The following is a 12,511-nucleotide window of genomic DNA, read 5'->3' on the forward strand; positions in this document are numbered from 1 at the left end:
TATTATTTCAATAGAAATTGTCTTTTTTTATTTATCTTGGAACTTTATGTCCCAGCCTCTTTTTTGAATTTTAATTATTCATATGTTGTTTAAAGCTTTCAGAAATTTCTTCGATTTGTTTATCAGTAAGGGGGTGCTTAGATAAATCGATAGCATCCTCAATTACTTTTTCAAGTGATATCGGAGTAGATACGGTGTCAACATATTTATCACTCTCGTCGGATCCTTCAATAATATTAACGCTACCATCACTAAAGTAGATGACGCCAATACTTTGAATTTTAAAATTATAATCATTTTCAATTTTATCTTTTAATGCTTTTGCATTGTTTGCAGCTTTATCGTATGGATCGTGGTCATAAAATTCATATATTACACGATTATCCTGTAAAATCTCAATAAAAGTATAGACACCAGAACGTGTAGTTTTAAACTGACTATGATATCGATTGCTAATATAATGTCCGACAACCTTTTCGGTATTATATTGTGGTTGTCCTTCTTCAAGATGTTGATCTGGCACATCAAAATGATAGAACGTTTTTTGGTTCCAATTTTTAACATCCACATTTATCAAACCAACATCAGTAATGATAATAAAATCGAATGAACGTGCATATTCGAAAAGGGGATGTTTAACAGCCAAATTACTCGTAGGAACAATTGTAAATGATCGTAAACGACCCTCTTCTTTAAATCGATTTAATATTTTTCTTAATTCACGCTTGGCGTTTTTAAAAGCGTGCTGACCGACGTCATTGTTTGTACTTAACATTTGGTTTTTCAACGATAAATTTTCTTCACTTAAAGTTGAATTTTTAGAGATTAATTGATTTCTAGCATATTCTTCTGTTTCAATCCTATCTTTCATAAATTTTTGATTAAGAACCATAGCCATAATCAAAATAATAATTATTATAGATAAGATAATTGTTAAAGACATTACTACTCACCCAAATCTTTTAATATAATAAATTCTATTTGCAAGATAAATTATAAACTTCTTAAATTTTGAGTTCAATGAAAAGGAGAGGGGAAATGTGTTTTATCAAATAGTAGTGACGAAATATTTACATATCAATTAATTTTTCGTGAATTTTTATGAGAGCCCTATCATATGCGAAGCAAATAGTGATACAGTAACTTTTTATGAAAATAATTTTATTGAAAATAAAATAAATTTCACTAAATGTTCACATTTATTTGTTTGATAAGTGAAAAAAAGAATGTATAATTAACTATGAAAGCGCTTGCTCTAGGGGTGGTAACATGTACGTTAAAGAAGAAAAACCAGTGAATAAAATAGTCGAAATTTTAAGGAAAACATCATCTCATTTATTCAAATTTCACGGCGAGGTAGCGATGCATCTATTTCTAAATGATGATTTTATATTACCATCGAAAGTAGATATTTGTGTTGAGCGCAAAAAGTTATTGGAAATTATCAGAGTGATTCCTGAAGAATTTACGATTCATTATTATGATGAACAGCTAAATGAAAGATTAAGAGAATCTTTATCTTTATCAGATGTTGAACATGTTAAAATATTTAAAAACGATACAGAAGTCATGACAATATTTGTTTATGATGTTGTAAATGATGAATGGCTATTTAGGCTAGATCATCATATACGTTTACCTAAAAATAATATATATTTTCATTCTTTAAGTTGGAACGTAGATTATATCAAGCCAGAAATAGTTCTTATGTATGATTTAATGAGTGAACAAAAATATCATCAGTTTAGTAATTATAAAGCTGTTATTGATTCTCTTAGTTATTATCAATTCTATATTTTAAAATTAGTAGTAGGTGAACAGCGTATTAAAAAGGCTATAGTAAATAGTTCGGCTAAAAAGATATCTTAAAAAGATTTCTACATCATTGATACAGAGTTAATAAATTTACTTTATGTATTGAAAGTGATGTAGAAATCTTTTTTATTTTATTTACACAAATTTTTTAAACAAACGCCGTTGTAACAAAATTCGTACGTAGATAATACTGCTTTCTCAGCATCTGCTTCATGAATTCCAAACATCATTGAAATTTCAGAAGCACCTTGGTTTATCATTATTAAATTAATGTTTGATTCTGAAAGGGCGTGAGTAATTTTACTAGCTGTACCAACAACTTGACTCATACCTTCACCAACAATCATTAGTACTGCTAAATCATGGTCGATACTTAATTCATCAACTTCACAACGTTTGCGTATGGCATTAAGAACTTGACTTTCTTTACCTTGAATTTGATTTGTACGCATGATAATACTTATGTTATCAATACCGGAAGGCATGTGGTCAAATGATATATTAAATTCTTCTAAAACGCCAAGAATCTTTCGTGTAAATCCAACTAATCTATTCATTAAATATTTTTTAATATTAATTACAGTAAAGCCTTTATCACAACTAATTCCACTAATGACATTTTTAGAATCAATTTCACGGTCATGTAAAATGTATGTCCCTTTATCATTCGGACGATTAGTATTTTTGATAACTACCGGAATTCGATCTTTGTATAAAGGTTGTAGGGCTTCATCGTGAAAAACTCCAAATCCTGCATAAGATAGCTCTCGCATTTCCCTATAAGTTATTTCCTCAATGAGTTCAGGATTATTTATGATATTTGGATTAGCTTTATATATTCCTGATACATCAGTGAAGTTTTCATAAAGTGAGGCTCGAACGCCACGTGCTATGATAGCGCCAGTTATGTCAGAACCACCACGTGGAAACGTAACGATATAATTTTGTTTTGAGACTCCGAAAAAACCAGGAATAATTAGTTTTTCATCATAATCACGCAATTTGTATATATCATTATATGCGGAATCTAAAATTTGAGCCTGTTGTGGTAGATCAGTTACGGTTAATCCAGCTTCTTTAGGAGAAATATAACGAGTAGGAATACCTTGACTATTATTATATTGGGCTATTAATTGAGCATTAAAATTTTCGCCACAAGACAATAAAGCATCATATAAACGGTTAGGTTTGTCAGAAAGATCTTTAATATATTCCTCTAAAGTATCATTAATTGTTATTAGAATGTCATTTCCTATACCTAATTCTTCTACTATATCAGCATATCTTTGAATAATTTCTTGTTTTTTACTTTCATAATTTAATTTATTAAGTACTTTTTCATAGAGACGAATTAATAAATCAGTAGTTTTAATGTCGTCATTATGCCTTTTTCCTGGAGCTGAAACGATAATGATTTTACGTTCAGGATCTTCATTCACAATAGTTAATACTTTTTTAATTTGTTCTGCAGTTGACACAGAACTTCCACCAAACTTAGCAACTTTCATAATTTTCCTACCTTTCTAAAAAATCAGAAAATTTTATTTAGTTTTCTGATTAAGCATGGTAATATAGATTTATATTTTCAATATTAAGAACTTTACAAAAATTTAGAATGATTTTATACTAAACCATTATCTAGTATTTTTCAACAGTACAATTGTTTTTCTCAAAAGCACAAACGGAGGTAATTTACATGAAAGAGTTAAATATCGCATTACTTGGTTTGGGAACTGTCGGATCAGGTGTTGTAAAGATTATTGAAGAGAATAGACAACAGATTAAAGACACCATCAATAAGGATATTGTCATTAAACATATTCTAGTCCGAGATAAATCTAAGAAACGTCCGTTAAATATTAGTCAATATCATCTTACAGAAGATATTAATGACATCTTAAATGACAATTCTATTGATATAGTCGTTGAAGTTATGGGTGGTATTGAACCTACTGTTGATTGGTTAAGAACAGCCCTTAAAAATAAAAAACATGTGATTACAGCAAATAAGGATTTACTAGCTATCCATTTAAAATTGTTAGAAGACTTAGCTGAAGAAAATGGCGTCGCTCTTAAATTTGAAGCAAGTGTGGCAGGTGGTATCCCTATTGTCAATGCTATTAATAATGGACTGAATGCAAATAATATTTCTAAATTTATGGGAATATTTAATGGAACTTCTAACTTTATTCTCTCAAAAATGACTCATGAACAAACAACTTTTAAAGATGCGTTAGAAGAAGCACAAAGATTAGGATTTGCTGAAGCTGATCCAACAGATGATGTAGAAGGTGTAGATGCTGCAAGAAAGGTAGTTATTACATCTTATTTATCTTTTAACCAAGTCATTAAACTTAATGATGTTAAATTGGTAGGAATTAGTGACATAACATTAGCAGACATCAATGCAGCAAGCGCATTAAATTATAAAATTAAATTAATAGGTAAAGGTACATATGAAAATGGATATGTGAATGCTTCAGTGGAACCGACACTGATACATAAGAATCACCAACTTGCAGCTGTAGAGAACGAATACAATGCAATATATGTTATAGGTGATGCTGTTGGCGATACAATGTTTTATGGTAAAGGTGCAGGTAGTTTAGCAACAGGAAGTGCAGTTGTAAGTGACTTATTAAATGTGGCACTTTTCTTTGAATCAAACTTACACACTTTACCACCTCATTTTGAATTAAAGACAGAGGAAACGAAAGAAATGATGGATGGTGCAGAACCAGTGGTTATTCAAGAGAAATCTAATTACTATATAGTAATTAGTCACAGTCATAAATCTTTGGAGAAAGTTGAATATGACATAAAAAAGAAATTACCATTTCATAAATCGTTGCAACTCGTTGAGAGGGATCAAGATACCTATGCAATTATTGTTACTGGAATAGAAACATCTCCAGAAAAAGTTTTAAATCAATCAGGATTTAATGTCAAGAAAGTTTATCCTGTAGAGGGAGTTTAATAATTATGAAAAGATGGCAAGGATTAGTTAAAGAATTTAAAGAATATTTACCAGTCAATCAATCTACACCGGCACTAACACTAAATGAAGGACATACACCACTTATTTATTGTGAAAATCTTTCTCAAAAATTAGATATTCAATTATATGTTAAATATGAAGGAGCAAACCCGACTGGCTCATTTAAAGATCGTGGTATGGTTATGGCTGTAACAAAGGCAAAAGAACAAGGGAAAAAAGTTGTTATTTGTGCTTCTACTGGTAATACTTCAGCATCAGCAGCTGCTTATGCTGCAAGAGCTGGTTTAAAAGCAATTGTTGTAATCCCTGAAGGTAAAATAGCATTGGGTAAATTATCACAAGCAGTTATGTATGGTGCAGAAATTGTGTCTATAGAAGGAAACTTCGATGAAGCACTTGAAATTGTCAAAGAGATTGCTGAAGAAAATGATGAAATTGAATTAGTTAATTCTGTTAATCCATTTAGAATTGAAGGACAAAAGACAGGTGCCTTTGAAATTGTTGAACAGTTAGATGGTCAAGCCCCTGACATTTTAGCAATACCAGTGGGAAATGCAGGTAATATAACTGCTTATTGGCAAGGATTTGTTGAGTATCATAATAAAAAGAATACTCAATTACCACAAATGTTTGGCTTCCAAGCAGAAGGAGCATCTCCAATTGTTCAAAATAAAATAATCAAAAATCCAGAAACAATAGCTACAGCTATTCGAATAGGGAATCCTGCTAGTTGGCAAAAAGCTGTTAATGCACTCGATGAATCAAACGGTTTAATTGATAGTGTGACAGATGAAGAAATTTTAGAAGCTTATCAATTAATGACAACAAAGGAAGGTGTTTTTAGTGAACCAGCGAGTAATGCTTCAATTGCAGGTCTAATCAAACTTCATCGCTCTGGTAAGTTACCTAAAGGTAAAAAGATAGTAGCAATATTAACTGGGAATGGACTTAAAGATCCTGACACAGCTATTTCTCTTTTAGATAATCCTATCCAACCTTTACCCAATAATAAAGAAAGTATAATCAGATATATCAAAGGGGCAATCTAGTATGGAGGAAGTTTTAAAACTCAAAATCCCTGCATCAACCGCGAATCTAGGCGTAGGATTTGACTCAATTGGTATGGCATTGGATAAATATTTGCATATGTCTATACGTAAGATTGAAAAATCTAATTGGGATTTTCAATATTATAGTTCAGAACTAGAAGGTTTACCTAAAGATGACAATAATTATATTTATCAAACTGCTGTAAATGTTGCGCGTAAATACAATGTTACACTCCCAAACTTGCAAATCGAAATGAGAAGTGATATTCCATTAGCTAGAGGATTAGGTTCATCTGCCTCTGCATTAGTCGGGGCTCTTTTTATTGCTAATTACTTTGGTAATATTCAATTATCTAAATACGAATTGTTACAGCTAGCGACTGAAATTGAGGGACACCCTGATAATGTAGCACCTACAATATATGGAGGTTTGATTGCAGGTTTTTATAATCCAATAACTAAAATAACAGATGTTGCTAGAATAGAAATTCCGCACGTAGATATAATTTTAACTATACCTCCATATGAGCTTCGCACTGAAGACTCTAGAAGGGTATTACCCGATACATTTTCACATAAAGGTGCTGTGCAAAATAGTGCCATTAGTAACACTATGATTTGTGCTCTCATTCAGCACAAATATAAACTTGCTGGAAAGATGATGGAACAAGATGGTTTTCATGAACCATATAGACAACATCTTATTCCAGAATTCAATCAAGTACGTCAACTATCACGTCAACATGATGCATATGCAACCGTTATAAGTGGAGCTGGACCTACGATACTCACTCTTTGTCCAAAAGAAAAAAGTGGTAAATTAGTTAGAACACTACGTGAGAAAATTAATAATTGTGCTTCAGAACTAGTAACAATTAATGAAATGGGTGTTAAAGAGGAAGTAGTGTACCTAAAGTCCTAAATTATTGTAAAATATAGTTAAGAATAAACTTTTAATAACTCTTGAAAGGAGTTCTATACTATATGACTCAGTATAAAATGGTAGTTTTAGATATGGATGATACTTTAATGAACAGTGATAATAAATTGTCCATTGAGACAAAATCTTACTTATTAGATATTCAAAAGCGTGGTTATTATGTGGTATTGGCCTCTGGTCGTCCAACAGAAGGTATGTTACCTACTGCGAGAGATTTAGAGTTAAATAAATACAATAGCTTCATTATTAGTTATAATGGAGGTAAAACTATAAATATGGCTAATGAGAATGTAGAGGTCGATCAGCCTGTTTCAAAAGAAAATTTCGATAATATTGTAGATTATTGTAGAGATAAGAACTTTTTAGTACTTACTTATGATAATGGATATATCATTCACGATAGTAGTCATGAATACATGAACATAGAATCACAACTTACCGGATTAACTATGAATCGTGTTGCTGATTTGAAGGAATATATTAATCATAGTGTGCCTAAAGTTATGGGTGTGGATTATGTAAGTCATATTACTGAGGCACGTATTGAATTGGATGGTAACTTCAATAAAGACATTGATGTGACAACGAGTAAGCCTTTTTTCCTAGAGTTTATGGCAAAGAATGTTTCGAAGGGAAACGCAATAAAAGCACTTTGTAAAAGATTACAAATTCCTCTAGAAGAAGTCATAGTATTCGGGGATAGTTTGAATGATAAGTCAATGTTTGAAGTTGCTGGATATTCTGTAGCAATGGGAAATGCTAGCGATGAACTCAAGAAAATTGCTGACGAAGTAACTTTAGATAATAATTCTAATGGTATTCCTTATGCATTAAAAGAAATTTTGGTTTAAAGCATTATTTCAATGAATTAGTGTGAAAATTAATAATTTTAAGGTTAATTGAAACTGACTTCTCTGCCTATGAGTGGTAAGTCATAAAACAACGTCGATATAAATATAAGTAAGAACTTTTCATGTTAATATATTATATGAGTCTGTGACATAATTCCTAGAAAAATAGCCCGTAAATGAATTTTCAAAATTTATTTACGGGCTTCTTTATTCATTATATAAGTTAGATAATTAATCTTCATCCATGCCAATGAATATATTTAAATTTTTGTTTACTTTTCCTTTTCTTTCAAATCAATTAAAAATCGACATTTTTAATTGATTTGCTATTTCGCAGTATGTGTCCAGTCATGTTTCCCTTTAAAGCGTTTAACATGTGCATAGACTTGATCTGCAGCATAATCTAGATTTGTATAAACTGTAATACTATATGCTGATTGATTGACACCAAAAGGTTCTTCAAGAAATACTTCTTTAAGATGAGAGAAAAGGTCATTCATTTGCGTGTGCTCTAAGCTTGGATATTCTCTCAAAGTCCGTTTTAAGAGCTTACCATTTTTTTCTTCAAGTGCTTGAACAACTATAACAAAGCGTTCCTCTTTCTTTATAACATCATCGAATAAATTTGTTTGTCCAACCATGTTATCCACCTCTATACCATTTTATTATCTTTATTATACATTATAAGTTTTAATCATAAAATAACGAAAATTTATGTACGGTATTAAATCATAAATAAGAAGGTGAACAAAATTCCTATCGAATTCGAAGCTCCAACACAGTCTATAGTCACGATGTATATTTTCAGTAAAAATTAAGTATGAAGTACTCTTTAGCATCGAGGATATTGATATTGAAAGTGATGTAAGCATTTTGGGGTCAACTATCAATTACTAATATTAAGAAGGCCTGTGGCAAATACACACGTCACAGGCCTTCTTAATAATTAATTCTTGTAATTATGCGGAGTTAAATCTATTTCTTCCAGTTTGACAAAATGTGTCCGTTTGATTAATTTATGAGCAATATAGATGATTGCTAGAATAAATAATGGTGTAAAGTTTCGAATGACACCTAAAATATCACCAGATGCGATACTACCAAAGGAACTACCTAATAATAAGAATAATAATGTGAAAAGGACAATAATAGGTCCTACTGGGTAAAAAGGTGCTTTATATGGCAACAGTTTATCTGGATTTTTACCCTGTTTTTTAATTGCTTGTCTTAATCTAATTTGTGACCAAATACTAGATCCCCAAACGACAATAACCATAGATCCTATGATATTTAATAAGTTAAATACAGCATTAGCATTAAAATTAGCATAAACAATGACTAATACAATAATAATATATGTTGTAATTAATGCACGCATAGGTAATTTAGTCTTATCATTGAGTTTTCCAAAGAATTTAGGTGCTTGTTTATCAGCACTTAAAGAAAATAGCATTCTACTTGTTGTATAAATACCAGAGTTAGCTGCTGATAATAATGATGTTAAGATAACAGCATTGATGACTGATGCAGCAAAAGCGATTCCTATTCTATCGAAAACAATTGTAAACGGACTTTGTGATACAGACTCACTTTCATTAAGTAAAAGTGGGTCCGTATATGGAATGATGGCAGCTATCACAGCTATAGACAATACGTAAAAGAGTAATATTCTCCAAAATACCTGTTTGATAGCTTTAGGCATTGATTTTTCAGGATTATTTGATTCACCAGCTGTTACTGCAACTACTTCAGTACCACCAACTGAAAATCCAGCAACTAAAAGAACGCTTAATATGCCTGATATTCCACCGACAAAAGGTGCTTGACCTTTTGTATAATTCTCAAAGCCATATGTATGACCACCAAGAATACCGAAAATCATCATAATTCCAAAAATAATAAATACTATTATAGTAATGACTTTGATAAGTGATAACCAAAACTCAGTTTCTCCAAAAGCTTTAACAGAAAAAATATTAATTAAAAACAACAGAGTTAAAAAAATTAAGCTCCATGTAAGTGGATTTAAAACTTTAAATACATCCCAATATTGTAATACATTGGAAGCAACAATGATATCTACACTTGTTACAAGTGACCACATACCCCAATACAACCAACCCATTGTAAAACCAAGTGACGAATCAACAAATCTGGTAGAGTATGAACTAAAAGAACCAGAAACCGGATAGAAAGTTGCTAATTCTCCTATTGATGACATTAAAAAATAAAGCATGATACCAATTAGTATATAAGCTAATATAGCTCCTCCCGGACCAGCTTGAGAAATGACACTTCCAGTTGCCACAAAAAGTCCAGTACCTATAGCGCCACCTATAGCTATCATGGATATATGTCTCGAATTGAGACCACGTTTCATATTATTATCTTCCATATGCCGTCTCCCATCTATCTTAAAATATATCCTTCATTTTAATCTTTTTAAAGATACTATTCAATAACTTTTTAGTACTTTAAAGCGTAATTGTTAAATTTTTCTGATATTTCTTATATTTTTCTAACAATAACTTTAAAATAAGTTTATTTGCTATCGGAAAAGGGTTTAATTAAAATGGGTACTACATAGTAATCAATATTAAATATAAAGGTGAGGGGGAGCTTGCTATGTCAAAACAGGATGGAAAATTAACTGGACTTTTTGGTGCTCCAGTTTCGGATAGAGAAAATAGTATGACAGCAGGACAACGTGGACCATTATTAATGCAGGACGTTTATTATTTAGAACAAATGTCTCACTTCGATAGAGAAGTGATTCCTGAACGTCGTATGCATGCGAAAGGTTCAGGTGCATTTGGAACGTTCACAGTTACAAATGACATCACACAATATACAAATGCGAAAATATTCTCAGAAGTCGGAAAACAAACAGAGATGTTTGCACGTTTTTCTACCGTATCAGGAGAACGTGGAGCAGCAGATTTAGAACGTGATATACGTGGGTTTGCTTTGAAATTCTACACTGAAGATGGAAACTGGGATTTAGTAGGTAACAATACGCCAGTTTTCTTCTTTAGAGATCCTAAACTATTTATTAGTTTGAATCGTGCTGTAAAACGAGATCCACGTACAAATATGAGAAGTGCACAAAATAACTGGGACTTTTGGACAGGTCTCCCTGAAGCATTGCATCAAGTGACAATATTAATGTCAGACAGAGGTATGCCAAAAGGATTCCGAAATATGCATGGATTCGGATCTCATACGTATTCTATGTATAATGATAAAGGTGAACGTGTATGGGTTAAATATCATTTCCGTACACAACAAGGAATTGAAAACTATACTGACGAGGAAGCAGCTAAAATTGTAGGTATGGATAGAGATTCTTCACAGAGGGATTTATATAATGCTATCGAAAATGGAGATTATCCAAAATGGAAAATGTACATTCAAGTTATGACAGAGAAACAAGCTAAAAATCATCCAGACAATCCTTTTGATTTAACAAAGGTATGGTATAAAAAAGACTATCCACTGATTGAAGTGGGAGAATTTGAGTTGAATCGTAATCCTGAGAATTATTTTCTTGATGTAGAGCAGGCAGCGTTTGCGCCTACAAATATTGTTCCTGGGTTAGATTATTCACCAGATAAAATGCTACAAGGACGTTTATTCTCATATGGAGATGCCCAACGTTATCGTTTAGGAGTTAATCATTGGCAGATTCCTGTCAATCAACCTAAGGGAGTTGGAGTTGAGAACTTGTGTCCATTTAGTCGTGATGGACAAATGCGTTTCTTAGATAATAACCAAGGTGGAGGCCCACATTATTATCCTAATAATCAAGGTATATATGAGTCACAGCCTGAACACAAGAAGCCACCATTCCCGACAGATGGTGATGGTTATGAATATAATTATCGCCAGGATGATGACAATTACTTTGAACAGCCAGGTAAATTATTCAGATTACAGTCCGAAGATGCAAAAGAGCGTATCTTCACAAATACAGCTAATGCAATGGATGGGGTCTCTAAAGATGTCAAAGTTCGCCACATTCGCCACTGCTATAAAGCTGATCCAGAATATGGGAAAGGTGTAGCAAAAGCTTTAGATTTTGATATCAATCAAATTGATTTAGAGACAAACCAAGACGAAACATATGAAAACTTTAAATAATCTAAAATTCATAGATTGCTTACCACTGAATTTTATGATACAATCTTAAATCGTAAGAATTCCTAACAACATTAGAAAGGGTGTTTAACGTGCGCGTAAATATTACATTAGCCTGCACAGAGTGTGGCGATCGTAACTATATTACTACTAAAAATAAACGTAATAATCCTGAACGCATTGAAATGAAAAAATATTGCCCAAGATTAAATAAATATACGTTACATCGTGAAACAAAATAATTACTTATCTTTCAAATACGACAATTTGAAACGAAAACTCTCCTTAACTCATAGGGGAGTTTTTTTAGTTTATACATAGATAGAAGGATTTTCACTTGTATATTTTGAAATATATGTTATTCTATAAAACGTAATAATTACGATTTATAGAAAGAGGTTATAATATATGGCGAAAAAATCTAAAATAGCAAAAGAGCAAAAAAGACAAGAATTAGTAAATAAATATTACGAGTTACGTAAAGAATTAAAAGCAAAAGGAGACTACGAAGCATTAAGAAAGTTACCAAGAGATTCATCTCCAACTAGACTAACTAGAAGATGTAAAGTAACTGGTAGACCTAGAGGTGTGTTACGTAAGTTTGAAATGTCTAGAATTGCATTTAGAGAACATGCGCATAAAGGTCAAATTCCAGGTGTAAAAAAATCTAGTTGGTAAAAATTTACTACTTAGGTCCATTTACAATAGAAGAAAAACAATG

The 12,511-nt window shown here is 31.7% G+C and carries 12 protein-coding genes; 8 read left to right on the plus strand and 4 right to left on the minus strand.

Going from position 1 to position 12,511, the window contains the following annotated elements:
- Positions 1-70: 70 nt before the first annotated feature.
- Positions 71-943, minus strand: a complete 873-nt coding sequence (locus HMPREF2897_RS03190; protein ID WP_002446345.1) for a hypothetical protein — start codon at positions 941-943, stop codon at positions 71-73.
- 326 nt (positions 944-1,269) lie between these two features.
- Here HMPREF2897_RS03190 and HMPREF2897_RS03195 point away from each other — a divergent pair, with 326 nt between their 5' ends.
- Positions 1,270-1,869 (plus strand): hypothetical protein, encoded by a 600-nt coding sequence (locus HMPREF2897_RS03195; protein WP_002446346.1) that lies wholly within the window; start codon positions 1,270-1,272, stop codon positions 1,867-1,869.
- Positions 1,870-1,946: 77 nt separating this feature from the next.
- On the opposite strand, the gene HMPREF2897_RS03200 is transcribed toward HMPREF2897_RS03195, so the two are convergent.
- The gene (locus tag HMPREF2897_RS03200) at positions 1,947-3,323 is read right to left on the minus strand and encodes an aspartate kinase (protein WP_002446347.1); all 1,377 of its coding nucleotides are present in this window, start codon (positions 3,321-3,323) and stop codon (positions 1,947-1,949) included.
- Positions 3,324-3,511: 188 nt separating this feature from the next.
- On the opposite strand from HMPREF2897_RS03200, the gene HMPREF2897_RS03205 reads away from it, so the two are divergent.
- The 4 genes from HMPREF2897_RS03205 (at position 3,512) to HMPREF2897_RS03220 (ending at position 7,653) form a co-directional block, all read left to right on the plus strand.
- Complete coding sequence (locus tag HMPREF2897_RS03205; RefSeq protein ID WP_002446348.1) at positions 3,512-4,792, plus strand: homoserine dehydrogenase; 1,281 nt, start codon at positions 3,512-3,514, stop codon at positions 4,790-4,792.
- A gap of 5 nt (positions 4,793-4,797) precedes the next feature.
- The gene (gene thrC, locus HMPREF2897_RS03210; RefSeq protein WP_002446349.1) at positions 4,798-5,862 is read left to right on the plus strand and encodes a threonine synthase; all 1,065 of its coding nucleotides are present in this window, start codon (positions 4,798-4,800) and stop codon (positions 5,860-5,862) included.
- Position 5,863: 1 nt separating this feature from the next.
- On the plus strand, positions 5,864-6,784 hold the full coding sequence (gene thrB, locus HMPREF2897_RS03215) for a homoserine kinase (RefSeq protein ID WP_002446350.1): 921 nt from the start codon (positions 5,864-5,866) through the stop codon (positions 6,782-6,784).
- Positions 6,785-6,846: 62 nt separating this feature from the next.
- Entirely contained in the window at positions 6,847-7,653 is an 807-nt protein-coding gene (locus HMPREF2897_RS03220; RefSeq protein ID WP_002446351.1) for a Cof-type HAD-IIB family hydrolase, read from the plus strand.
- 326 nt (positions 7,654-7,979) lie between these two features.
- Here HMPREF2897_RS03220 and HMPREF2897_RS03225 read toward each other — a convergent pair whose 3' ends face one another.
- Positions 7,980-8,294 carry a hypothetical protein gene (locus HMPREF2897_RS03225; protein WP_002446352.1) on the minus strand — a complete coding sequence of 105 codons (315 nt, stop codon included), beginning with the start codon at positions 8,292-8,294 and terminating at the stop codon, positions 7,980-7,982.
- 305 nt (positions 8,295-8,599) lie between these two features.
- On the minus strand, positions 8,600-10,048 hold the full coding sequence (locus HMPREF2897_RS03230) for an amino acid permease (protein WP_002446353.1): 1,449 nt from the start codon (positions 10,046-10,048) through the stop codon (positions 8,600-8,602).
- A gap of 230 nt (positions 10,049-10,278) precedes the next feature.
- Between HMPREF2897_RS03230 and HMPREF2897_RS03235 the strand changes: the two genes are divergently transcribed.
- The 3 genes from HMPREF2897_RS03235 to rpsN all read left to right on the plus strand — a co-directional run bounded on the left by HMPREF2897_RS03235 (position 10,279) and on the right by rpsN (position 12,468).
- Positions 10,279-11,793, plus strand: a complete 1,515-nt coding sequence (locus HMPREF2897_RS03235) for a catalase (protein WP_002446354.1) — start codon at positions 10,279-10,281, stop codon at positions 11,791-11,793.
- 89 nt (positions 11,794-11,882) lie between these two features.
- Complete coding sequence (gene rpmG / locus HMPREF2897_RS03240) at positions 11,883-12,032, plus strand: 50S ribosomal protein L33 (protein ID WP_001831295.1); 150 nt, start codon at positions 11,883-11,885, stop codon at positions 12,030-12,032.
- A gap of 166 nt (positions 12,033-12,198) precedes the next feature.
- A complete protein-coding gene (rpsN, locus tag HMPREF2897_RS03245) occupies positions 12,199-12,468 on the plus strand; it encodes a 30S ribosomal protein S14 (RefSeq protein WP_001831302.1) in 270 nt (89 codons plus the stop codon).
- The last annotated feature ends 43 nt before the right edge of the window (positions 12,469-12,511 follow it).

The organism is Staphylococcus sp. HMSC065D05 (genome assembly GCF_001813195.1).
In the GTDB taxonomy this organism is placed as follows: Bacteria; Bacillota; Bacilli; order Staphylococcales; family Staphylococcaceae; genus Staphylococcus; species Staphylococcus epidermidis.

Bases quoted from the DNA above. Each gene is read 5' to 3' on its own strand.
- HMPREF2897_RS03225 (WP_002446352.1), bottom strand. From the start codon at position 8,294: ATGGTTGGACAAACAAATTTATTCGATGATGTTATAAAGAAAGAGGAA.
- HMPREF2897_RS03230 (WP_002446353.1), bottom strand. From the start codon at position 10,048: ATGGAAGATAATAATATGAAACGTGGTCTCAATTCGAGACATATATCC.
- HMPREF2897_RS03235 (WP_002446354.1), top strand. From the start codon at position 10,279: ATGTCAAAACAGGATGGAAAATTAACTGGACTTTTTGGTGCTCCAGTT.
- thrB (WP_002446350.1), top strand. From the start codon at position 5,864: ATGGAGGAAGTTTTAAAACTCAAAATCCCTGCATCAACCGCGAATCTA.
- HMPREF2897_RS03195 (WP_002446346.1), top strand. From the start codon at position 1,270: ATGTACGTTAAAGAAGAAAAACCAGTGAATAAAATAGTCGAAATTTTA.
- HMPREF2897_RS03220 (WP_002446351.1), top strand. From the start codon at position 6,847: ATGACTCAGTATAAAATGGTAGTTTTAGATATGGATGATACTTTAATG.
- thrC (WP_002446349.1), top strand. From the start codon at position 4,798: ATGAAAAGATGGCAAGGATTAGTTAAAGAATTTAAAGAATATTTACCA.
- HMPREF2897_RS03200 (WP_002446347.1), bottom strand. From the start codon at position 3,323: ATGAAAGTTGCTAAGTTTGGTGGAAGTTCTGTGTCAACTGCAGAACAA.
- rpsN (WP_001831302.1), top strand. From the start codon at position 12,199: ATGGCGAAAAAATCTAAAATAGCAAAAGAGCAAAAAAGACAAGAATTA.
- HMPREF2897_RS03190 (WP_002446345.1), bottom strand. From the start codon at position 943: ATGTCTTTAACAATTATCTTATCTATAATAATTATTATTTTGATTATG.
- HMPREF2897_RS03205 (WP_002446348.1), top strand. From the start codon at position 3,512: ATGAAAGAGTTAAATATCGCATTACTTGGTTTGGGAACTGTCGGATCA.